At 63.5% G+C, this 22,447-nt stretch carries 26 protein-coding genes; 24 read left to right on the forward strand and 2 right to left on the reverse strand.

Annotated elements, in window-relative coordinates; genetic code table 11:
- Nucleotides 1–1,039, reverse strand: a 1,039-nt coding sequence (locus tag H0V34_02645) for a tryptophan 7-halogenase (protein ID MBA2490635.1), incomplete at its 3' end; no start/stop codon positions are given.
- 254 nt (nt 1,040–1,293) lie between these two features.
- On the opposite strand from H0V34_02645, the gene H0V34_02650 reads away from it, so the two are divergent.
- From H0V34_02650 to H0V34_02685, 8 genes are all read left to right on the forward strand, one after another.
- The gene (locus H0V34_02650) at nt 1,294–2,646 is read left to right on the forward strand and encodes an acyl-CoA synthetase (GenBank protein MBA2490636.1); all 1,353 of its coding nucleotides are present in this window, start codon (nt 1,294–1,296) and stop codon (nt 2,644–2,646) included.
- Between the two features lie 12 nt (nt 2,647–2,658).
- On the forward strand, nt 2,659–2,964 hold the full coding sequence (locus H0V34_02655; GenBank protein ID MBA2490637.1) for a hydroxymyristoyl-ACP dehydratase: 306 nt from the start codon (nt 2,659–2,661) through the stop codon (nt 2,962–2,964).
- Nucleotides 2,965–2,976: 12 nt separating this feature from the next.
- Complete coding sequence (locus H0V34_02660) at nt 2,977–4,176, forward strand: class I SAM-dependent methyltransferase (GenBank protein MBA2490638.1); 1,200 nt, start codon at nt 2,977–2,979, stop codon at nt 4,174–4,176.
- 263 nt (nt 4,177–4,439) lie between these two features.
- Complete coding sequence (locus H0V34_02665) at nt 4,440–4,712, forward strand: acyl carrier protein (GenBank protein ID MBA2490639.1); 273 nt, start codon at nt 4,440–4,442, stop codon at nt 4,710–4,712.
- Between the two features lie 54 nt (nt 4,713–4,766).
- The gene (locus H0V34_02670; GenBank protein ID MBA2490640.1) at nt 4,767–5,672 is read left to right on the forward strand and encodes a lipid A biosynthesis acyltransferase; all 906 of its coding nucleotides are present in this window, start codon (nt 4,767–4,769) and stop codon (nt 5,670–5,672) included.
- Nucleotides 5,665–6,177: a hypothetical protein gene (locus H0V34_02675; protein MBA2490641.1), complete on the forward strand. Its 513-nt coding sequence runs from the start codon at nt 5,665–5,667 to the stop codon at nt 6,175–6,177. The genes H0V34_02670 and H0V34_02675 overlap by 8 nt, the downstream gene beginning before the upstream one ends.
- Nucleotides 6,174–6,809, forward strand: coding sequence for an outer membrane lipoprotein carrier protein LolA (locus H0V34_02680; protein ID MBA2490642.1), 636 nt, complete (start codon nt 6,174–6,176; stop codon nt 6,807–6,809). Before H0V34_02675 ends, H0V34_02680 begins: the two co-directional genes overlap by 4 nt.
- A gap of 125 nt (nt 6,810–6,934) precedes the next feature.
- On the forward strand, nt 6,935–7,414 hold the full coding sequence (locus tag H0V34_02685; protein MBA2490643.1) for a DUF3015 domain-containing protein: 480 nt from the start codon (nt 6,935–6,937) through the stop codon (nt 7,412–7,414).
- A gap of 176 nt (nt 7,415–7,590) precedes the next feature.
- On the opposite strand, the gene H0V34_02690 is transcribed toward H0V34_02685, so the two are convergent.
- Nucleotides 7,591–7,776, reverse strand: coding sequence for a hypothetical protein (locus H0V34_02690; GenBank protein MBA2490644.1), 186 nt, complete (start codon nt 7,774–7,776; stop codon nt 7,591–7,593).
- Between the two features lie 169 nt (nt 7,777–7,945).
- Here H0V34_02690 and H0V34_02695 point away from each other — a divergent pair, with 169 nt between their 5' ends.
- From H0V34_02695 to H0V34_02770, 16 genes are all read left to right on the forward strand, one after another.
- On the forward strand, nt 7,946–8,158 hold the full coding sequence (locus H0V34_02695; GenBank protein ID MBA2490645.1) for a DUF4105 domain-containing protein: 213 nt from the start codon (nt 7,946–7,948) through the stop codon (nt 8,156–8,158).
- On the forward strand, nt 8,109–9,377 hold the full coding sequence (locus tag H0V34_02700; protein MBA2490646.1) for a DUF4105 domain-containing protein: 1,269 nt from the start codon (nt 8,109–8,111) through the stop codon (nt 9,375–9,377). Before H0V34_02695 ends, H0V34_02700 begins: the two co-directional genes overlap by 50 nt.
- Nucleotides 9,378–9,390: 13 nt before the next feature.
- Nucleotides 9,391–10,272 carry an alpha/beta fold hydrolase gene (locus H0V34_02705; GenBank protein MBA2490647.1) on the forward strand — a complete coding sequence of 294 codons (882 nt, stop codon included), beginning with the start codon at nt 9,391–9,393 and terminating at the stop codon, nt 10,270–10,272.
- A gap of 104 nt (nt 10,273–10,376) precedes the next feature.
- Nucleotides 10,377–12,707 carry an MMPL family transporter gene (locus H0V34_02710; GenBank protein MBA2490648.1) on the forward strand — a complete coding sequence of 777 codons (2,331 nt, stop codon included), beginning with the start codon at nt 10,377–10,379 and terminating at the stop codon, nt 12,705–12,707.
- 5 nt (nt 12,708–12,712) lie between these two features.
- A complete protein-coding gene (locus tag H0V34_02715; GenBank protein MBA2490649.1) occupies nt 12,713–13,576 on the forward strand; it encodes a polysaccharide deacetylase family protein in 864 nt (287 codons plus the stop codon).
- A complete protein-coding gene (locus H0V34_02720) occupies nt 13,573–14,733 on the forward strand; it encodes a DUF2062 domain-containing protein (GenBank protein MBA2490650.1) in 1,161 nt (386 codons plus the stop codon). Before H0V34_02715 ends, H0V34_02720 begins: the two co-directional genes overlap by 4 nt.
- A 15-nt stretch (nt 14,734–14,748) precedes the next feature.
- On the forward strand, nt 14,749–15,930 hold the full coding sequence (locus tag H0V34_02725; protein ID MBA2490651.1) for a beta-ketoacyl-[acyl-carrier-protein] synthase family protein: 1,182 nt from the start codon (nt 14,749–14,751) through the stop codon (nt 15,928–15,930).
- Nucleotides 15,931–15,967: 37 nt separating this feature from the next.
- Nucleotides 15,968–16,807, forward strand: coding sequence for a beta-ketoacyl synthase chain length factor (locus H0V34_02730; GenBank protein ID MBA2490652.1), 840 nt, complete (start codon nt 15,968–15,970; stop codon nt 16,805–16,807).
- A 79-nt stretch (nt 16,808–16,886) separates the two neighbouring features.
- A complete protein-coding gene (fabG, locus tag H0V34_02735) occupies nt 16,887–17,621 on the forward strand; it encodes a 3-oxoacyl-ACP reductase FabG (protein ID MBA2490653.1) in 735 nt (244 codons plus the stop codon).
- 99 nt (nt 17,622–17,720) lie between these two features.
- On the forward strand, nt 17,721–18,494 hold the full coding sequence (locus H0V34_02740) for a glycosyltransferase family 2 protein (protein MBA2490654.1): 774 nt from the start codon (nt 17,721–17,723) through the stop codon (nt 18,492–18,494).
- A 194-nt stretch (nt 18,495–18,688) separates the two neighbouring features.
- Entirely contained in the window at nt 18,689–19,393 is a 705-nt protein-coding gene (gene minC, locus H0V34_02745) for a septum site-determining protein MinC (protein MBA2490655.1), read from the forward strand.
- A 229-nt stretch (nt 19,394–19,622) separates the two neighbouring features.
- Nucleotides 19,623–20,441, forward strand: coding sequence for a septum site-determining protein MinD (minD, locus tag H0V34_02750; GenBank protein ID MBA2490656.1), 819 nt, complete (start codon nt 19,623–19,625; stop codon nt 20,439–20,441).
- Entirely contained in the window at nt 20,441–20,740 is a 300-nt protein-coding gene (gene minE, locus H0V34_02755) for a cell division topological specificity factor MinE (protein ID MBA2490657.1), read from the forward strand. Before minD ends, minE begins: the two co-directional genes overlap by 1 nt.
- Nucleotides 20,741–20,813: 73 nt before the next feature.
- Nucleotides 20,814–21,368: a hypothetical protein gene (locus H0V34_02760; protein MBA2490658.1), complete on the forward strand. Its 555-nt coding sequence runs from the start codon at nt 20,814–20,816 to the stop codon at nt 21,366–21,368.
- Nucleotides 21,369–21,635: 267 nt separating this feature from the next.
- Nucleotides 21,636–21,875: an AbrB/MazE/SpoVT family DNA-binding domain-containing protein gene (locus H0V34_02765; protein MBA2490659.1), complete on the forward strand. Its 240-nt coding sequence runs from the start codon at nt 21,636–21,638 to the stop codon at nt 21,873–21,875.
- Nucleotides 21,869–22,198 (forward strand): type II toxin-antitoxin system PemK/MazF family toxin, encoded by a 330-nt coding sequence (locus tag H0V34_02770; protein ID MBA2490660.1) that lies wholly within the window; start codon nt 21,869–21,871, stop codon nt 22,196–22,198. The genes H0V34_02765 and H0V34_02770 overlap by 7 nt, the downstream gene beginning before the upstream one ends.
- The last annotated feature ends 249 nt before the right edge of the window (nt 22,199–22,447 follow it).

Here is a 22,447-nt window from a genome sequence, read left to right on the forward strand (position 1 = left end):
GTGCGCTGGCGAGCCCGCGCAGACGCGCATCGACTACGTCGCTACCTAAGGAAGCGCTGTTCATGGCCAGATAAACGCCGCTGGAGAATACCGGATCGACAAACGCGAACGCGTCGCCCACCAGCAGCCAGCCGTCGCCGTGCAGGCGCGTGGCGCGATAGGAGTAATTGCCGGTGGCGCGTGCTTCGCCGTTAACCAGTTCCGCAGCTCGCATGCGCGCCTTGACGCCAGGGCAGAGATCGATGGTCCGCCACAGGAAATCCGCCGGCTCGGTCGCGCCGCGCGTCTTCAGATACGCCGGCGCACACACAGCCCCCACGCTCATCATGCCGTCTTTAAGCGGGATCATCCAGAACCAGCCGTGCGCAAACCAGAAGATGCTGATGTTGCCGGCGTCGCGGCCCGTCAGGCGCTCGACATTGCTGAAATGCCCGAAGATCGCCGCGCTGCCGTGCTTGGGGTTCTTCTTCTTGAAGCCTAAACGGCTGGCCAGAAACGTGTCACGGCCGGTGGCGTCGACGACCTGCCGCGCGCTAAATTCCTGTGGATTGCCTGCTTCATCCAGCGCGCGCACCAGCGCGCCGTCGCCGAAGTCAACGCTGGTCACGCGCACGCCTTCGCGCACGTCAACGCCCTTGGCCGCGCTGTTTTGCAGCAACAGATGATCGAATTCCGAGCGACGCACCTCGTATGCGTGCGGGTGTTGTTTATCCAGCGCCTCGCTGAAGTAAAAGGTCTGATCACGATCGGTGTATTGCTCAGAGACGAAATGCGCGCCGTATTTGGGCATGCCGATTTTTTCCACCTCCTCAAGCACGCCCAGCCGTTTAAGAATCGGCAGATTCATGGGCAGCAGCGATTCGCCGATGTGAAAGCGCGGGTGATGCGCCTTTTCCAGCAAGGTCACGCGCCAGCCTTTTTCGGCCAGCAGCGCCGCCACGGTGGAGCCGGCGGGCCCGCCGCCGATGACCAGCGTATCGCACTCATTCCTCGCCGTATCGCGCGCGCTCGATACGGCAGCCTGCGTGACAGGATTCATGTCCGGCCCTCCTCCTCGTTTTGGTCCGTGATTTTCGCACAATCGGACGCCAAGTCGAGTGATGCCTGCAACTCGGCCCGAACGATCGTGTGCGGACCCACGGGCGCGCGGTTGACTTGACTTCGGCCAGCGCAGTATAAGGACGGTCAAGCGCCAGTGACCGGGAAACACTAGATAAAGCTATTGGATAGCGCCACAAGCACGCAGGCATTGGCCTGCTCGCACGATTTTGCAATATCGCCTCGATCCGATCCATGCGCCAGACCCTCAGCAACGGTAGCGCGCGCACCAAGACCGGCGATCTGCCGCTGCTCGGATGTCTCGATGCCGACGCGCCGCTGGCTTGGTGGCGCGGGGCCCTCGTCAGCCGTCAGTCGTTCGTCGCGGATGTAAAACGGGTTGTGCGTGCGATGCAGGCACCGCGCTTTGCGGTCAATTTATGCGAGGATCGCTATCTGTTTCTCGTTGCATTCGCGGCGGCGCTCAGCGGCGGCAGGACCAACCTGTTGCCGCCCAGCCGCGCGCGCCAGGCTTTGCAGGACATCACGGCCGCCTACCCGGATTGTCAGATCTTGCGCGATGCCGATATCGAGGCCGCGCTCGGCACGGAAGCCCGGCTGATCGAGAATTCCGACATGCCCATGATCGCGCACGATCACGTGGCGGCGATTGCCTTTACCTCCGGCAGTACCGGCAAGGCGCGTGCACATGAAAAGTCCTGGGGCGAGCTGGTGGCCGGCGCGCGCTTCGCGGACCAGCGATTCGGATTTCAAAGCAAGGGCGTGGCGGTGGTGGCGACCGTGCCCGCGCAGCACATGTATGGTCTGGAAACGTCCGTGATGGTGCCGCTGACCTGCGCCGTGGGCGTGGTGGCCTCAAAGCCGTTCTACGCCGAAGACATCCGCGCGGCGCTGATCTCAGTGCCGGCGCCGCGCGTGTTAATCACCACGCCGGTTCACCTGCGCGTGTGCGTACAAAGCGGACTGGTATGGCCGGCGCTGGAATTCATCGTCTCCGCTACCGCGCCCTTGAGCGAGCCGCTGGCGCGGGAGGCCGAGCGCGTAGTGCGCGCGCCGGTGATGGAGATTTACGGCTGCACCGAGGCCGGTTCCGTCGCCAGCCGGCGGCGGCTGGACGGCGATATATGGCGTACTTATGACGGGGCGACGGTGAGCGCGCACGGTGACGTTTTCTGTGTACACGCGCCGTATCTGCCGGAACCAGTGATGCTGAACGATGTGCTGATCCTGCATGACGACACGCGGTTTGAGCTGGCCGGCCGTCACGCGGATCTGGTGCGCGTCGCGGGCAAGCGCGCGTCGCTGGCCGACTTGAACCTCAAACTCAACGACATCGAAGGCGTGCAGGACGCGGTTTTTGTTGCGCCGGAATGCGACGGTGACCGTGGCGCGCGGCTGATCGCGCTGGTGGTGGCGCCGGAAATCCCGGCACGCGCGATTCTTGCGAGTCTGCGCGCGCGCATCGATCCGGCATTCATGCCGCGACCGATTTACAAGGTCGAGCGACTGCCCCGCGATGCGCTGGGCAAACTGCCGCGCGCCGAGTTGCTGGCGCTTGTCCAGCAAGTCCGAAGCCGCGGTCGATAACGCGTGACCGCGATAGCGCCATGTTTCGAGACACACAGCGTCATCGATGCCGATCACCCCAGCCTGCCCGGCCATTTCCCCGGCGCACCCATCGTGCCGGGTGTGGTGATTCTCGATGAAGTCGCCGCGGCGTTGACGAAATGGCGCGCGGGCGCGCGTATCGTCGGCATGCCCGTGGTGAAATTCACGGCTCGCTTGCGACCGCAACAGCCTTACACGATCAGTCTTGTAACTCGCGGTGACGATGTGTGTCGCGTCGATTTCTTGTGCCGCGCCGAGGGTCGCACGGTGGCCAAAGGTCGGCTTGAAATTGCCTGACGCCCGCTCGACATGACGCCTGCCGCGCCCGCGCCGCCCTTCGATCCGCCCGCGCTGGACCCGCGCCTGACCGCGTTGCTCGCTCAGTATCCGTCGGAGCTGTTCAGTGAGCGTCTGCATCACAGCATTGAGTTGATGGAGCGCTACAGCATCGACTGGTCGATCGCACTGCTGCGTCGCCTGGGCGTCATGGAGCGCCTCGCGGACTGGCAGGGCGCGGCCGCTTTATGCCGTTCAATGACGTTCGCGCCGCGCTTTGAAACGGCGCTGGCCTGGCTGCTGGAGCGGCTGCTGGAGACGGGCGGCATTACGTCGCGGGAGCGCGATGGCGTGCGGCAGTATCGGCTTGAGAACGCGCTTTGGGAACCGGCGCTCGCCGAGTTGCGCGCCGCCGGAATCGCCATCGATCCCGCCAATGTAGCGACTCTGAACCTGCTGGATCATGCGGCGTCGAACTATCCCGCCGTCGCGCACAGCGACACGACCGGCGAGCAGGCGCTGTTCGGCTTGGATGGCATTCCGTTGTGGCTTGAGTATTTTCACGACGATAACACCACTTATGCCATCAATAACTGGCTTGGCGCGCTGGCCGCCGCGGATTGTGTATCGACCCTTTCCGCAATCCGGATTCTGGAATTCGGCGCCGGCGCTGGCAGCGCCAGCCACACGTTGCTGCGGACTTTAAGTGAGCGCGGCCTTGCGTCGCGTATCGAGCGCTATGTGATTACCGAACCGAACGCATTTTTCCGGCGCCGTAGCCAGCGCAGTCTGAGCAGGCAATACTCGGACCTGCCGCTGGAATTTCGCGCGCTGGACATCGACAAGCCCTGGGACGAGCAAGGCGTTGCATCCGGCGGTTTTCACCTGATTTACGGCATTAACGTGCTGCACGTCGCCAACGACCTGGTCTTCAGTCTGCGCCAGGCGCGCACGTCGCTGACGGCAGACGGCTGGCTCGTCGCCGGCGAATGTCTGCGGCTATTTGCGCGTCAGCCGATTTACGCCGAGCTGATGTTTCAGTTGCTGGAAGGCTTTAGCGATGTGAAAACCGATCCTCAGTTCCGTCCCAATGGCGGCTTTCTCACACCATCGCAATGGCGATCGGCATTCAAGCGCGCCGGCTTTGGCAATGTGGAGGTCAGACCGGATGTGGAGCGTATCCGCGAGATTTATCCGCACTTTTTTACCGGCGCCGTGTGTGGCGGCGTCTGAGTCCATTATGCGCCTACCGATTGTCGCCATGCCGGAATGCGCTGAACGCTAGGCGACTTCCGGGCCGTGAGGCCGGCGCGCTAATGTCGTATTATTGGGCGACCACCGAGGAATGTGTGCCGCCGGCTACGATTCTTTGACGCATTTGCGGCGCACGGGCTTCGGGCACGTGCGGCGTTAGAACTCGGTATGTTCAGCGCGCACACCGCGGTTAACGCATAAACCCCGTGGGTGACATTCAAACAGTTGAGGAGGAGCCGTAAATGGAGGTAAGACTCTCGCCCGCCGAGCTGGAGGTGGCCGGCCTGATTATCGAGACGCTGAATCTGGAAGACGTGACCGCGGCCGAGATCGAACCGGACGAGCCGCTGTTCGGTGAGGGGCTGGGACTGGACTCGATTGACGCGCTGGAGTTATCGCTGATGGTGTCCAGGCGTTTCGGCATTCAGATGCGCTCCGACGATCCCGACAACACAAGCACCTTCGCCTCCTTGCGTTCGCTGACCCGTCATATCGAAGCCCATCGTAGCCAATAGCAGCCGGCAGCGGTCTATCCGGCATGCAATGCCGACCACCTCCTCAAGCACATGATGCAGCAAAACCTGCACGCATGCCGCTGGCTGGATCTGCCGGAGCGCGGCTCGCCTGCCATGCTGCGGGTCATCCTCTGGGTCGCGACGCATCTGGGGCGCTGGGCAGCGCGAGGGCTGCTATATCCGATTGCGGTGTATTTTCTGCTGACGGCGCGTGAGGCCAGACGCGCCTCCTACGATTATTTGCGCCGCGTGCGCGGGCGACCGGTCCGCTGGTGGCACGCGTTCCGTCACATCCACTGTTTCGCGTGCACCATTCTGGATCGCGTATATCTGCTGCAAGGCAACTTCGCGCGATTCGACGTGCGCGTGCATCAGAAAGCAATCTTTCACCGGCAGGTGGACAGCGGCAAGGGCGCCATCCTACTCGGCTCGCACCTGGGCAGTTTCGAGATGCTGCGCACCCTGGGCGTGTCCCAGCAGCATATCCCCCTGAAAGTACTGATGGATACCGAACATAACGGCAGCATCACGCGCTTTCTGCATGCGCTGAATCCCGAGATCGCGGCAACCGCGATCGGCGCGTACCGGCCGGACACCCTGCTCAAGGTCAAGGAGAGCGTGGACGCCGGCTTCATGATCGGCGCGCTGGGTGACCGTCCCACCGGCGGCGGCAGAACTCTGCGCTGCGATTTCTTGAACGCGACAGCGGCGTTTCCGATCGGCGCTATCGAGCTCGCGGCCATTATGCAATGTCCGGTCATTCTGTTTTTCGGACTTTATCGTGGCGGCAACCGCTACGACGTGCACTTTGAACTGCTCACGGATAGAGTCGCGCCGGATCGCACGACGCGTGCGCAGGATATCGAGCACTGGACACGAGCGTACGTTAAGCGGCTGGAACATTACGCGCGCGCAGCACCTTATAACTGGTTTAATTTTTATCCTTTCTGGGATGACTGATCTTAGGATGACCCGTGCCGGGATAAAAGAGGACAAAGCGCGGCCGTCGATTGGCAAGGAAGAGATCCGCGCTGTGATCCCGCATGCCGGCAGCATGTGCCTGCTGGATGCGGTGCTCGCGTGGGATGACGCATCGATTCATTGCATCAGCGACACGCATCGCGCCGCGGACAATCCGCTGCGGCGCGACGGGCGTCTGTCGGCGCTGCACGCGTTTGAATATGGCGCACAGGCCGTGGCCGTGCACGGCGGCCTGCGCGCGCGCGCTGCAGGGCTGTCGCCACCATTCGGTTATCTGGCGGGCCTGCGCGCCGCGCGTCTGCACGTCGATTATCTAAATCAGATCGCGGAACCGCTGGCCGTATGGGCCGCGCGCGTGTTCGGCGATACCGGCAACACGATCTACGTCGCGCGCGTCACCGCAGGCGAGGCCGTGCTGGCCGAGGCGCGTATCACCATTATGCTGCGCACGGGTCGAATATCACGGCATGGCCAGCGACAGTGAATCGACCCCTGCGAACCATTTTGGGCACGCACTCGCGCGAGTGGTTCAGGGCCGCGACTGGCGTAATACTGTCGCTCAGTCTGCTCGCGCCGATTGTGCTCGCGGGCGCGGCGGACGGCGAAAAGTTCTCGCTCGAAACCCTGATGCGCGCGCTGGCTGACGTGCGCGGCATAAACGCCGCGTTTCGCGAGAGTCGGGAGGTGGAAATCCTCAATGAGCCCGTGATTTTAACCGGCATCCTGCGCTATCGCGCGCCGGATTACGTCAAAAAGCAGGTGCTGCTGCCGCGCCGCGAGAGCATCGAGATTAACGCCGAAGAGCTTTATATCGATACGCCCGAAACCGGCCAGCGGCGGCTGAGGCTGGACGACTACCCGGCCATTGCGGTCTTCGTCGAATCGTTCCGCGCCACCCTGGCGGGCGACCTCGACGGCCTCAGACGCTATTACCGCACCACGCTTGAGGGAACATTCGATAACTGGGGGCTGCGGTTGAGGCCTATCGATGAGGCCATGGCGGAGCAGGTGAAAGCCGTCGCGATCAGCGGCCGACAGGCGCGCGTGCTCAACATAACCACCATCGAGACCGGCGGCGCGCGCAGCGTGATGACGATTACGCCCAGCAATCGCTAACGCGCTATCCATTAACCTCGGTAAACGTTTTTAGTGGCAAAAGCCGAAGCTGTGTACTAAATTACGGCGGGTCGGCGATCCATCGTCGGCAAGGCGAACCAATTAATATCTCGGGGAGAAGCATTATGAAAAAAGCACTGGGTTTAGTCGTGGTAGGCATCCTGTGCACGGGTGCGGCGGTCGCGGAAGACAGCACCGGTTGCGGCGCCGGGACTCTACTTTTTGACGGTCAGTCCGGCCTCGCGCCGCAGGTGCTGGCGGTCACCACGAATGGTACCGTTGGCAACCAGACTTTCGGCATCAGCTCTGGTACTTTGGGCTGCGATACCGAAGGCATGATCGTCGCCAGCGCCAGGCTCAACAGGTTCACGAGCCGGAATTTCGAAACGCTGGCGCAGAACATGGCGGTGGGCGAAGGCGAAACCTTGACGACATTGGCGAACATGATCGGCATCGCCGATAAAGACAAGCCTGCATTTTTTGCCGCGACGAAGACTCACTTCGACACGATTTTCGCATCGCACGCCCTCACGGCTCGCGACATGTTGGTGGGATTGGAAGCCGTCATGGCCGACGACGCCGTGTTGGCGCATTACGTGTCCTAAGCAAAACTTGGCGCACCCGGCGCCTAATGGGTGCCGGGTGTATTTCATGCGCATCCGCCATACGAAGACTCCATACACTGCTGTTGTGTTGCGCCGGACTGTGCAGCCTGGCGCCTCGCGTAGCGTTTGCCGACGATTATCTGGCGGAGTTGCGGAGCCGCGCCGATGCGTTTGACCTAGCGCGACACCGCCAGTGGCGCCTGCTGTTGCACTACGAGCCCGGCCTGTTCGCGGGTGTCACCAGCACTGCGGACAGCAATAATTTTTTCCTCGCTCTCAACGGCAAGACCAGGCCTCGCGCGGAGCTGAAAGCTACTTTGCGCGCTTTTTTTCGGCCGTCGACGCGCGCCGGCCTTCAGCATCCCCAATGCCGATTCATCGCCCGCTACCACTGGTTGAAAGAGCGCCTGGACTTTGACTCGTCACGGCTGCCGGAGCGGGCGTGTCCCGCCTTCGATAAATGGTATGCGGAAATAAATCTGGCGGATCACGCTGATCTTTCCAGCGGCCTCTCTCAACAATCCGGCCTCAATGTACGGGCACACCCTGTTGCGCATAGACCCGCCGGCCCACCGAGGCGCCACCACGCTTGCGTCCTACGCGTTGAATTTCGCCGCCCAAACCAACGAATCCAATGGGCTGATGTTTGCCGTTAAAGGTCTCACCGGCTTTTACAAGGGGCCGCTTCGCCATCTTGCCCTACTACGACAAGGTGCAGAGCTATGGCGACATCGAGAATCGTGATATCTGGGAATATGACCTGAATTTCACCCACGCTCAAACGCGCATGATCATGATGCATGCATGGGAGCTTGACGAGGTCGATTTTGACTACTATTTCTTCGACGAGAACTGCTCTTATCAGCTTCTCTCCCTGCTGGAAGCGGCGCGCCCCAGCCTGCATCTGACCGACCGGTTCTTCTATCACGCGATCCCGAGCGACACGGTGCGCGTCACAGTGGTGAGCCCAGGCATTCTCGGCGATATCAACTTCCGTCCCTCGTTGCGGACCCGCATCAACTGGCGCGCCGATGGGATGAGCGATGACGAGCTGGCGTTGGCACTCGCGATCACCCAGGCAGGGTTTAAGAAGCGTGCCGCAGAGCTCGCAACATACGATCCGCAAGCCCAGGCGCGGATACTCGATACCGCGTACGATCTCCGGCAGTACCGCTACAATCGCGCCGGCGGCGACCGTGCGGCGCATGCGCTTGTGTCGCTGGATTTGCTGCGCCTGCGAAGCCAGCTAGCGGCAGGGGAGACGGTACCGTCGCATCACGCTACCGGGGCAGCACCGCACGAAAGTCACGCCAGCGCGCGCGCCGATTTCGGCATTGGCAGTCTCGATGACACGGCGTTTGCCGAGTTGCGCATCCGCCCCGCCTATCACGATCTGCTGGACCCGCCGACCGGCTTTACCGAAGGCGCTGAGATCAACATGTTCGCGCTCGCGCTGCGAGGTTATGAAAGCGGTTCCGTACAGCTCGAGAGCCTCGAATTCGTCGATATCTTGTCGCTCTCGCCGCGCAGCCGACTCTTCAAGCCATTGTCATGGGGCGTCAATGTCGCCCTGCGACGCGAATGGATTTCGCCTGTTGAGCGCCCGCTGACGTTCGCGCTAAGCGGCGCTGGCGGCTTGAGCTACGCGCTGGGCGATACCGCGCTGACCTACGCGCTTGCGCAAGCCGACGTCCTCGTCACGGATGAACTGTCGGGCAAGATTACGGTGGGCGCGGGTCCCGCCGCCGGAATTGTGTGGCGGGTTACGGACAACTGGAACGCCCAACTGGGCGCTAAGGCATTGTATTTCCCCGGCGATCTCGACCATACGCTGGTTGAGTATTCGCTGGAACAGGATCTCGCCTTGAACCATGACTGGGGGCTGCGCCTGAGTATCCGACAACAGGGCATTTCCGGGGCGGCGGTTACCGAGGCGCAATTGTCATTGAGCCGGTACTTCTGAAATGCGCGGTGTCTTGATCGCGCTTATTTGCGCGTGGATGCTTAGTGCCTGCACCGGACTTATCTTTCATCCGCAACGCGAACTCCAGACGACGCCCGCGGCATTGGGACTCGAATATCGCGATGTCCGCATCACCTCGGCAGGCGGTGTGCGCTTGCACGCCTGGTACCTGCCGGCGCAAGGTAAGATCCATGGCAGCATTCTGTTCCTGCACGGCAACGCGGAAAACATCAGCACGCACATCGCTAACGTGCGGTGGCTGCCGGCAGCCGGTTTCAACGTGCTGACCCTGGACTATCGGGGTTATGGACGCTCCGAGGGCATCCCGACCATGGAGGGCGTGCACCTGGATGCCGATGCCGCCTTGAAGCGGCTGCTTGACCTCGCGAATTCCGGTGAGGCGCCCATCGTCGTTTTCGGCCAGAGTCTCGGCGGCGCCGTCGCCATATCGATGTTGAGACGAAGTGCGTACGCATGCGCGGTGGAGGCGCTGATCGTTGAAGGCGCGCCGAGTGGATACTGCGCCATTGCGCGCGAGAAGCTGGCCGCCGCCTGGCTGACATGGCCGCTGCAAGTGCCGTTATCCTGGACCATCAACGACGATTTTCGTCCGGTCGACGACATCGCTCGACTGAACAATATGCGCAAACTTATCATCGGCGGTACCGGCGACAAGATCGTGCCCATTGACCACGCACTAGCGTTGTTCGCAGCCGCCGCAAGGCCAAAGATCTTATGGGAAGTACAGGACTTGCCGCACACCGCGACATTCATGCTGCCGAAGTACCGGAAGGCGCTTGTCGCGTGGCTCGCCGAATCAACCACCGAGCACTCGCGCCATCTTGAACGTGTCGATAAGCGATGGTATGAGGACGCCGCCGCGTGTGCGCATTAACTATAGCCCTTGTCCATACGCGTGTTGGCACGTTGTCCGCGGCCAGACTCGCCAGGGGCGAGCTGCTTGCTCCCAGCCGCAGCTGACACCGATGGTCTTCGCGGGTGCGCCTTAAGCATCGGCTCGCCGCCCTGGCGGTATGGCTGGCGGCGATGCTCGTCTTTGCGTGGCTGGTGGCGACGCAGGTAACGGTCTCCACCGATCTCGATGCCTTCATGCCTGCCGGTGGCGATGCCGCGGAGCTGCTGTCCGAGCTTCGCGAGGGCCCCGCGCAACGCCTGATACTGATGGGCATCACCGGTAGCACCGAGCAGGCGCGGGCGGCGATCAGTGCCGAGTTGGCCGCGCGTCTTTCGAAAACCGGCCTGTTCACCCGCGTGGCGAACGGCGAGAATCTCTTGGACGTAGATGGGCAGCGCCTGCTGTTCGCGCATCGTTATCTGCTGAGTCCCCGCATCGGCGCGGGTGCCGCGGACGCATACAGCCCCGCATCGCTGCGAGAGGCGCTAAAGGCACGGCTGCAGGAACTGCGTTCGCCGGTGCCGGTGACCGACTCTAGCAGTCTGACGGCCGACCCCACGCGCGAATTCTACGCGGTGCTGCAAGGTTTAAGCGGTGGCGAGCAACCCGATACGCGGCGCGGCGTCTGGTTCTCGCGCGATGGCGCACGCGCGCTGCTGCTCGTCGAAACGAAGGCCGCCGGGCTGGACATGGACGCGCAGGGCAAGTCGGTAATGGCAATCGAGAACGCGTTTGCTAAAGTTGCAGGGGAATACCAGGGCGCGCGTCTGGCACTGAGCGGCGCGCCAGTGTTAGCGACCGCCTCGCAGGACACCATACGGTCTACCGTGACGCGGCTTTCTACCGCGGCTAGCGCCGCCACCGCCCTGATATTGCTGCTCGCCTACCGTTCGGGCCTGGTGCTGCTGCTGGCTTTCGCGCCGCTGGCGAGCGCGATACTGGTGGCGGTGGTGACCGCGGGTCTGCTGTTCGGCGTGGTCTTCGGCATTACGCTCGCGTTCGGCATGACCCTGCTGGGCGTGGCGATGGACTATCCCGTGCACGTGTTCAGTCATCGCCGTCGCGACGAGGCGGTGGATGGTACTCTGCGACGGGTGTGGCCGATTCTTCGTCTCGGCGTGGTCAGCACCGCACTGGGCTACACCGCGATGGTTACCGCCGATCTGCCCGGCCTCAGGCAATTGGGCGTGTTCGCGATTGCCGGCCTGTTGACTGCCGCGGCGGTAACGCGCTGGGTGTTGCCAGCGCTGTTGCCCGCCGGCTGGACGCCGACGCACGCTGGCGCGGGCGCCTGGATGGACCGCATACTCAAGCCGCGGCCGTGGCTCGCGCTGTCTCTGTCGATGACCTGCGTTGCCGTGTTGATCGTTACCGTGCGCTCCGGCCCGGTCCTGTGGGAAGACGAGCTGGCGAGCTTAAGCCCGATTTCCGCCGCGGCGCTGGCCGTGGATAAAGAACTGCGAAGCGGTCTGGGCGCGCCGGAGCCCGGTCATCTCGCGATCATAACGGCGCCGGATGCGCAGACTGCGCTGGTGCGCAGCGAGCGACTGGCGGTGCGGCTCAGGCGCATGGCCGCTCGCGGCTGGCTCCAAGGGTTCGACATGGCGACGCGTTACCTGCCGAGTGCGCGCACGCAGCGCGCACGGCAGGCGGCGTTGCCGCCGCCGGATAAATTGCGCGCCGACCTCGAGCGTTCGCAGGCCGGCCTGCCGTTCAAGCCCGGCGCGTTCGAATCGTTCTTGCGTGATGTGGAGCGCGCACGCACGGCCGCGCCGCTGGGATTGAAAGACATCGCGGGTACCGCGCTGGGGGCGCGGGTAGAATCGCTCTTATTCGCGCGCGGTAACGAATGGGTGGCGCTGGCGCCGCTCTCGCGCGTCAATAACGGGAAAGCCGTGGCGGCGCGGTTCGCCGAGCGCCCGGCCTGGGTGAAATACGTCGATTTGAATGCGGCCACAGGCAATCTCATGGCGCATTTTCGCGATACCGGCCTCAACCGCTTTGCGTGGGGCGCGGTGTTGATCGTCGCGCTGCTGGCCGCGGGCTTGAGAGACTCGCGCATGGTACTCGCCTCCGTCGCGCCGGTGGCGCTCGCCGTGGTCGTGACGGTGTGCGCACTGCTCGCCCTGGAGCGTGACGGTCTGACTCTGTTTCACATCGTGTCGCTGCTGCTGGTGGTGGGCATCTGCATCGATTACAGCCTGTTTTTCAGTCATGCCGGCGTCGAGGCGCGGCGCCACACCCTGCACGCCGTGCTGGTGTGCGGCGCGTCCACCCTGGTCGTGTTCGCCATGCTCGCCATGTCCTCTATCCCCGTGCTGCGCGCGATAGGACTGACCGTGGCAATCGGCGTGTCGGCCAGTTTTCTGCTGGCCCTGGTGCTGGCGCCGCAACTGACGCGGCCGAGAACATGAGCGGTTTGGATTCATCATCGCCAGACGGGGCAACGCCAGCCGGACTATCGCGGCATGGCTTGCTCGCGGCGCCCGTGCCGTTATGGCTTTGGATGCTGCTGGGCGCGCACGCCGTCGCGCTGGTGCTGGTTTTGCTGTGGCCATCGCTGTGGCCCGTGGCGCTAGCACTGGCAGCGTGCAGTCACGTGAGACTGTTCGTGGCCAGTCTGTTGCCGCGCGGACGCTGGCTAGGCGCCAACCTGCGCCGTTTGCCCGTCAGTGCGGGCCGCGCGGTCGCGCTCACCTTTGATGACGGGCCGGACCCGCATGTCACCCCGGAGGTCTTGCGTATTCTGGCGGCACACAGCGCGCGGGCGACGTTTTTCTGCATTGGCGAACGGGCGCGCGCTTATCCCGAGATCGTGCGCGCGATCATCGAGGCGGGCCACTGCGTGGAGAATCACAGCGATCGTCATCTCCCCTGGTTCGCGTTTATGACGCCGCGCGCGATGCGGCGCGAGATTGCGGACGCACAGGCGCGCCTGACCCAGTTGACAGGTCGCGCGCCGGCATACTTTCGCGCGCCGGCCGGCATGCGCAATCCATGGACCGGTCTGGTGCTCGCGAGCTTAAGGCTGCGGCTGGTGAGCTGGACGCGACGCGGGTTCGATACAGTAACGCGCGATCCGGAGCGGGTACTCGAGCGGTTGCTGCGCAATCTCACGGCCGGCGACATTCTGCTGTTACACGACGGCGCCTCCGCGCGCGACCGTGACGGCCAGCCGGTGGTGCTGAAGGTATTGACGCCATTGCTGCAACGGCTGGAGCGGGAAGGTCTATATGTAGTGCCCCTCCCGCCGCCTACCGCATCCACTTTACGCGCACCATGAATCCTGCGGTCAATGTTCGCCAGCGGGTGCGGCGTCATCCGGTGGCGAAGATGTATTACCGGTTGCGCACGCGGCGCGATACGCCGCGGCAGCGCGCGCTGGCGGTGTTTATGGGTGTGGTGGTCGGCTGCACGCCGCTGTACGGGCTGCATATCTTCATCTGTCTGGCGCTGGCGCGGCTCACCGGTGTCAACGGCATCACGACGTATCTGGCGGCATTCGTCAATAATCCGCTGACCGCCCCCCTGATTTTCTATGTGTCGCTGGGCACGGGGCATTGGCTGTTCATGGGTGAGTGGCCGCACCTCAGCTGGGATGCGGCGCGCGCGGCCGGCGCGTGGCATTTCGGCCGGCATGTGCTGGTGGGCACCCTGATTGTAGGGCTGGCGCTGGGGGTGGTCTGTGCCGCGCTGGTGTACTGGGTCAGCAAGCCGCCGGCGGCAGAGACACCGGCGGGGCGGCTGGTCGAGTCCACCGCGCGCCGGTATCTGGATACGGGCATATTCAACTGGGAGTTCGTACGCGGCAAGTTGACTTACGATCCGCTTTATCTCGGCCTGTTGCAGGAGAATATTCTGCCGGCGCAGGGACGGCTGCTGGATCTCGGCTGCGGGCGCGGTCAGTTACTGGCGCTGCTGGGATCCGCCACCGAAATGCACGCGCTAGGCGTATGGCAGCCGGGGTGGCCGCCGCCGCCCGCTGGTCTGACTCTGGCGGGTGTCGATAGGCGCGCCCGACACGTCGGCGTCGCGCGCGAGGTATTAGCCAGCCGCGCCGAACTGCGCACGGAAGACCTGACGACTTATGAGCCGCCGCCCTGCTCGATCGTCACGTTGCTGGATGTGCTGTTCTATATGTCGCCAAACGCGCAGCATCAGCTGATCGCGCGGGTGCACGACGCACTGGCGCCGGGCGGACTGCTGCTGATCCGCGAACCCGACGCGGCCGCGGGCGCGCGCTTCACCGTGACGCGGCTCGCCGAGGCGTTATATGGCCTGTGTCGCGGCCGCTTCAAACAGCGTTATCATTATCGCTCCGCCGCCGAATGGACCCGGTTGCTTGAAGACGCAGGATTCGGCGCCAAGTTGCGTCCCATGTCGGCCCGCACGCCTTTCGCCAACGTATTGATCGAGGCGCGCAAACGGCAACCACTGTAACGTAACGTCATGTCGATACCGCCGTTAGCGATCTCCGCCTACACGCTGGTCAACGCACTCGGGCGCGGCGTCGATGCCACGGCCGCGCGCTTGCTCGACGGCGTTAGCGGCTTGCGGCCGTGCGATTTCGAACTCGCGGAATTGCCGACCTGGATCGGCAGGGTCGAGGGTCTGGAGGACGAGCCGGTGGACGGGACTCTCCGCGCCTTCGATTGCCGCAACAATCGTCTGGCGCGCGCTGCGTTCGCGCAGGACGGCTTCGCTACCGCGGTCGCGACTGTCCGCGATAGAGTCGGCGCCGGTCGCATCGGCGTGTTCGTCGGCACCAGCACCGCGGGCATTCTCGAAACCGAACACGCGTATCGTGGCTTTGTGGCGACCGGCGTCCTGAAGCCATTCAGCTATCGCCATACGCAGGATATCTTTTCGGTGGCCGACTTCACCCGCGCCTGGTTCGCACTCGAAGGGCCGGCGGTGGGCATTTCCACCGCGTGCTCCTCCAGCGCCAAGGTGTTCGCGAGCGCGTATCGCTACATGCGCGCGGGGCTGTGCGATGCGGCGGTGGTCGGCGGGGTGGACAGTTTATGCCTGACGACCTTGTACGGCTTTCACTCGCTGGAGCTGACTTCCCCGCAACCGTGCCGACCCTGGGACGCGGCGCGCGACGGGCTCAGCATCGGCGAGGCCGCCGGTTTCGCGCTGCTGCAGTGGCCGGCCAATGACCCTGACAATGTCGCGCTGCGCGGCTACGGCGAAAGCTCGGACGCATACCACATGTCGTCCGCGCACCCGAAGGGCGACGGCGCGGTGTTGTCCATGCGCGGTGCGCTCGAAGCCGCCGGCGTGCTGCCAGAACACGTTGACTACGTGAACCTGCACGGCACCGCCACGGTGTCCAATGACGCCGCCGAGGACAAGGCGATGCTGCGGGTATTCGGCGAGCGGACGCCGTGCAGTTCCACCAAGGGCTGGATCGGGCACACCCTGGGCGCGGCGGGCATTAGCGAGGCGCTGATCGCCTGCCTGTGCATCGAGCGCGGCTTTCTGCCGGGCAGCCTCAATACGCAGCAATGCGACCCGTCGCTGAAGGCGAATATCGTGCGCGAAACACGACCCCGCTCAATCGATGTCGCGATGAGCAATTCGTTTGGTTTTGGCGGCTCGAACTGCTGCCTGCTGCTGGGGCGTTTGCCCTGACCGTCATGAACCCGTGAACCTAAAAGCTTCTGAACCGATGTCGCCACCCGCCGCCGGGCTCGTGACGGTATACGCGCGGGGATTAAGCGTGATCGCGCCTGGACTGGATGGCTGGGAGCAGAGTCAGTCCATCCTGCACGGCGAGCGGTTATACGTTAACCAGCCCCTGGCGGCGTTCGCGCCCGAACTTCTGCCTCGCAACGAACGGCGGCGCGCGACCGGCGCGATCAAGCTGGCGTTGCGGGCCGCCGAGCAGCTCGCGCTGCCGTCCGGCATTGATCGGCAATCGCTGCGCGCGGTATTCGCCTCCTCGGGCGGCGACGGCGAGATCATCAACAGCATCTGTACGGCCCTGGCGCAGCCACAGCGCGCGGTGTCGCCCACGCAGTTTCACAACTCGGTGCACAACAGCCCCGCTGGTTACTGGGCGATCGCCACCATTTGCCACAGCTCGTCGGTGAGTCTGTCCGCGCACGATGGCAGCTTCGCCGCCGGCCTGCTGGAGGCGGCGACCACGGCGCTGATCGAGGGCGGGCCGGTGTTGCTGGTCGCCTACGATTATCCGCCGCCGGAGCCCCTGTCCCAGGTACGCGGGTTTTGCGCGCCATTCGCCGCGGCGATGTTGATCGACGCGCACTCCGGCGCGCGCGCACTGGCGAGCTTTGGCATTGCGCTCACGCACGGGGAGCGGGAAGATCAGATACGCGATAAAGAGCTCGAATACCTGCGCACGGGCAACCCGGCAGCGCGCGCGTTGCCGTTATTGCAAGCCATCGCGCGGCAGGAGGTGCGGCGGGTGGTGCTGCCGTATCTGCCGGACGCGCAACTGGCGGTGGAAGTTCGGCCTGCGGATGGCTTATGCGCCGATTGCTCGTGAACCCTTGCAACGACAACGAACGACAACGCCCGCTCAGTCCAAAGTCGAAAAAGCATAGTGGGTGCTCCCATGCCTCACGATGACTGAACCCGCCCTCAGGCGCGCGCTCGTGACCGGGGGCAGCGGCGACATCGGCGCGGCGATCTGCCGCAGGCTCGCGCGCGCCGGAATGCACGTGGTGGTGCACGCAAACCGCAACCTCGAGCGTGCAAAAGGGCTGGTCGCGGAGATCGGCGACGCGGGTGGTTCCGCCGAGATGGTCGCGTTCGATGTCACGCAACCGGAAGCGACCACCGAACGCCTGCGGACGCTTCTGCAAGCAGGCCCGATTCAGGTGCTTGTCAGCAACGCCGGCGGTTATCGCGACGCGCCGATGGCGGGCATGAATCAGGTGCAGTGGCGTTATCCGATCGATGTTTCCCTGCACGGCTTTTTCAACGTCGCCCAGCCGCTGCTGCTGCCCATGATGGCGACGCGCTGGGGGCGCATCATCGCCATTTCGTCGGTCGCCGGTGTGATAGGCAATCGCGGGCAGACCAATTACGCGGCGGCCAAGGCCGGCCTCTCCGGCGCCGTCAAGCCGCTGTCGCTGGAAGTCGCTTCGCGCGGGATTACGGTCAACGCGGTCGCACCGGGTGTGATCGCGGGCCACATAACCACCCGCGAGTTCGCGGCCGACGCCATCAAGCGGCTGATGCCGATGAAACGCGCGGGCATGCCGGACGAAGTCGCCGCGCTGGTCGCATTTCTGGCTTCGAACGACGCCGCGTATATCTCGGGGCAGATCATTTCGGTCAATGGTGGCATGGCGTAGGCGGGGGTTAGCCGGGCGAGCGGCGTAACCCGGCGGCACCGCATGGTGGGTTACGCCGCTGGCCTAACCCGCCCTACAATCAGGAGAGACAACAAGCACATGCGAGCCGCGGTAGTCATCCCCGCATGCAACGAGGCCGCGACGATCGCCGATATCGCGCGACGCGCGCAGGCTTTCATCACGCCGGTCATCGTCGTGGATGATGGTTCCGGCGACGATACCGCCGCGCGCGTACGGGGGTTGGCGGTAATCCTGCTGCGCAACGGCGTTAATCAGGGCAAGGCGGCGAGCCTGTGGCGCGGCATGCAGTGCGCGCTTGCGGCTGGCGCCGAGGCGGTCATAACCCTGGATGGGGACGGTCAACATTGCCCCGAAGACATTCCGCGCCTGCTGGCAGCCGCGACACTGCATCCGCATCGCATCGTCATCGGTGCGCGCCTGCGCGGGCGCGCGAACGCGCCGTGGCCGCGAAGGCTTGCCAATCGCTTCGCGGATTTCTGGATCTCGTGGGCGGCGGGGCATCGCATTTTCGATTCGCAGTCCGGGTTTCGGCTGTATCCCGCGGCGCTGCTCGAAAGAGTGGACATCGCGCATGACCGCGCGCATGGCTTCGTGTTCGAAAGCGAGATACTGATCGGGGCCGCGCGCCACGGCTTTCTCAGCACGCAGGTCAGCATCGATTCCATCTATGGTGCCTCGTCTCGCGCCAGCCATTATCGTGCGGTCGCGGATACCTGGCGCATCACGCGCATGGTGGCGTGGAAACTGATGCGGCGCGGGCTTTATCCGCAGGGTCTGATCCGGATACTGCGCACGCAGGCGCCACTCGTCGATGTGCAATCTCCGCGCGCAAGCGCTGACCCCCGCCATTGAAAACCGAGGCGGATAGAGCCGTATTCGATACTTTGCAACGTCCGGGCGCGCTCGCCTGCCGCGGTTGCAAACACAAAGCGATGTGCCACAATGCGTCGCCAGGGATTCGGCTCATATATAACTGCATATCTAACCCTTAGGTGAACAGCCTGCAAAAACCCACGCAGAGACCTCCATTCGAATTAAAGGGGCGCATGACCAGCCTCACGATTATGCGCCTGTTCAGCGACGATCTGGCCGCCATCGGCGAACGTTTGCGTAGCCAGATCAAGCAGGCGCCTTCGCTGTTTTACGGCGCGCCGCTGGCCATTGACATGAGCGCGCTGGAAAAGCCCGAACTCGACCTGAACGCGCTGACCGTGCTGTTGCGCGAGCAGGGTCTGGTGCCGGTCGCGGTTCACGGCGGCGGCAAGGCAATGCGGGGACAAGCGGGCAAATGCAATCTCGGCGTGCTGGAGTGGACGGAACCCTCTGTCCCCACCCCCACGAACGGTTCCGAGCCGGTTGTCAGAGCGCCGCAAGACACCAGCCACGAGGCTTCGCCGCCAGCACCGGCCCCCGCCGCCAAAAAGACCTCGACCATGCTGATCACGCAGACGGTGCGTTCCGGCCAGCACATCTACGCGCGCGGTGGCGATCTGCTGATTCTGGGGCAGGTAAGCGCCGGCGCGGAGGTCATCGCGGACGGCCACATCCATGTGTATGGCAAGCTTCACGGCCGCGCGCTGGCGGGCGCTCAGGGCGATGGTACGGCGCGCATCTTCGTGCAATGTCTGGAAGCCGAGCTGATCGCCGTGGCGGGGGTATACCGGGTGAGCGAGGAGCTGGACGAAAGCCTGCGCGGCGCCGCCGTGCAGGCGTATCTGCACGATGAAAATCTGCTGCTGGAACCGTTGTAACCATTGGGGCATTCGAAATGCCGTTCGGCCGGCCCTGATCGAGCGGCGTCCGCGTGCGATCCACGCGCAAAGACGAATTTTCCCCTACACAAATTAGCGACTCGCTGCGCCTCCAATCACAAGATATAGTGGTTGACATTGCCCCGCGAACACAATATAACCGCGAGCAAGGTGTCGTTTTGCATGCAAACCGGGCCGCGGCCGCGGCCCTCAACCGTTGGAGATGGAGTTGGCTAGAATTATCGTTTCAACTTCCGGCAAGGGTGGGGTCGGCAAGACCACAACCAGCGCCGCATTCGCCACGGGCCTTGCGCTGCGTGGTCACAAGACCGCCGTAATCGATTTCGACGTGGGTCTGCGCAACCTGGATCTGGTGATGGGCTGCGAGCGACGCGTGGTTTATGACTTCGTCAACGTCATCAACAAAGAGGCCACGTTGCGTCAGGCGCTGATCAAGGACAAGCGCGTGGATAATCTTTCGATACTCGCGGCCTCCCAGACGCGCGACAAGGACGCACTGACCCTGGCCGGCGTGGAGCGCGTGCTCGACGAGTTGCGGGAATCGTTCGATTACGTCGTGTGCGATTCGCCGGCTGGCATCGAGAAGGGCGCGCATCTGGCGATGTATTTCGCCGACGACGCGCTGATCGTGACCAACCCGGAAGTTTCCTCCGTGCGCGACTCCGACCGCGTGCTGGGGCTGTTGGGCAGCAAGACCAAGCGCGCGGCAAACGGCGGCGACGCCATCACCGAACACCTGATCCTCACGCGCTACTCTCCCACGCGCGTCAGGGCCGGCGAGATGCTCAAAGTCGAGGACGTGCAGGACATCCTCGCCATCCCGCTGCTGGGCGTGATTCCCGAGTCGGCCTCGGTGCTCACCTGTTCCAACCAGGGCACGCCCGTAATCCTCGAAGAAAGCAGCGACGCCGGTCAGGCGTACAGCGATCTGGTTGATCGCTATCTGGGTGAAGAAAAGGCGCATCGCTTTATCCACGAAAAGCGACGCGGCCTGTTCAGCCGCATGTTCGGGGGGGCGAGCGCGTGATGCGATTTCTGGATTTTTTCCGCCACGCGAGAGGCGACGCCACCGCGCCGGTCGCCAAGGAGCGACTGCAGGTTATCGTCGCCCACCAGCGGCGCCATAAAGACGCGCCGGAATATCTGGCCCGTCTGCAGAAAGACATTCTGGCCGTGATCCGCCGCTACGCCAAGGTCGCGGACGACGCCGTGGACGTGCAGGTGGAACGCTCCAACGGCTGCGAGGTCCTGGAGCTGAACGTCACCCTGCCAGACGAAGGCATACACCTGCCGGCGCGAAGGCAGCGGCAGCGACGGGGAAAGTAGTTCGTCAGGCCGGACCTTGTACAACTCAAGGACCGGCGGCATAAATTTATACAACCAGGCAAAAGGGGCAATCGTGAAGAGAACATGCCTGTTCGTGGCGGCGTTGTGCTGCCTGGGCGCGGCGCAGGCGCAGGAAGACCCGAAAGACAGTTGCGGCGGCATCCTCGAGCTTTACGAACAGGGCGACGTCGACGCCGCGCTGGAGGAGGCCGGCTGGTGCGTGGAGGCGCTGGAACAGGCGCAGATGTCCATGCAGGGCGAGGTCTTCCCGGTGGAGATCGCCGGCTGGAAGCGCCAGTCGCTGGATCAGAACAAGGCGATGGGCATGGCCATGACCGAAGCCGCATATAACAAGGACGAGCAGAGCATCACCGTGAGCCTGATGGGCGGCGCGGGCGGCGGTTTTCTGGGTAGCCTCGCGCAGATGGGCATGATGGCAGGTGGGACCAGGATGCGCCTGGGCGACTATACCGGCGTGGCGATGCCTGAATCCGGCGGCGGCACCGTCACCGTGTCGCTGGAAAACGGCGGGACGTTGAGCTTCCAGTCGTCGCAGGCAGGCAGCCATTCCTTGGAGGAGTTCGCCACGGCATTTCCGATCGGCGCGCTGGACAGGGTGAGCGAATAGACTCCGCGTTCGCCGATTTTTTTTAAACGCTTCAGCCTGAAGCGTGCAGCGTTCATGCGGTCTCCGTCTGACGATTGTAGAATCCGCTTCATCGGCCGCTGGCCGCGACACCTCTGTTCATGGACGCGCGTGATGAATCATCTGACCTCAATCGGGACAACGTGCCTCGTTGAAACGCATTGACGATTGCGGGCCGTGGCAGCGGCCACTTTTGTGCCCGGTAATGATATGATGTAATAACAAAGTTATTACAAATGAGATTGTCCGATGAAAACAACAGTGCGCAAGGTGGGGAACTCAAGGGGCGTGTTGCTCCCCGCGGCGGTGCTTGCCGTTTGCGATATCGGCGATGAAGTCGAACTTAGCGTTCAAGATGGACGCATCGTCATCGCGCCAATCAAAGCGCCGCGTGACGGCTGGTTCGACGATTACCTCGCGGCTGACGACGAAGACGCGTGGGGTGAGCTGGGCGCGACCGACGCCGACTCGGCTGACTGGGAGTGGTAGGTGCGACAAGGCGGCGCATAAAGCGTGGCGATGTCTACTGGGTCAACCTGGACCCGACTATCGGCTCGGAGATCAAGAAGACGCGCCCGGCACTGGTGGTATCCCCTGACGACATGAACCAGGCCTTGCCGAGAGTGATCGTGGCGCCCTTAACCAGCAGGGGGCAGCCGCTGGGCTGCCGTCCGGAAGTCACGTTCAAACGGCGGCGGGCGCGCATCCTGCTCGATCAGATTCGTTGCGTCGACAAGCGGCGACTCGCCGGCAAGCTCGGCAAGATTGAATTATCGCGCTGGCATCCGGTATTGATGCAGATGCTGGCGTAGGCGCGACCGAGTTGGTAGCTGAACGCTTAGATTTTTAACGGCCCGTGCGGTTCTGGTTGAAGGGCTGCTGCTCGTGGCAGTGACCTATCATCAAAACTGCTGCTTAAGCAAACGCCCATGCAAGGCAAACTTTTCACGCTGGATTTCCTGTGGGAAGGTATCCGTCGCACCCATGCGTGGCGCGGACTCGATAAGTCCGATATCGAGCGTTTCAAAAGTGAGCTGATTCGTATTTTCGCGGCTTTTCCC

The sequence above is a fragment of the Gammaproteobacteria bacterium genome (assembly GCA_013696315.1).
Classification (GTDB): Bacteria; Pseudomonadota; Gammaproteobacteria; order JACCYU01; family JACCYU01; genus JACCYU01.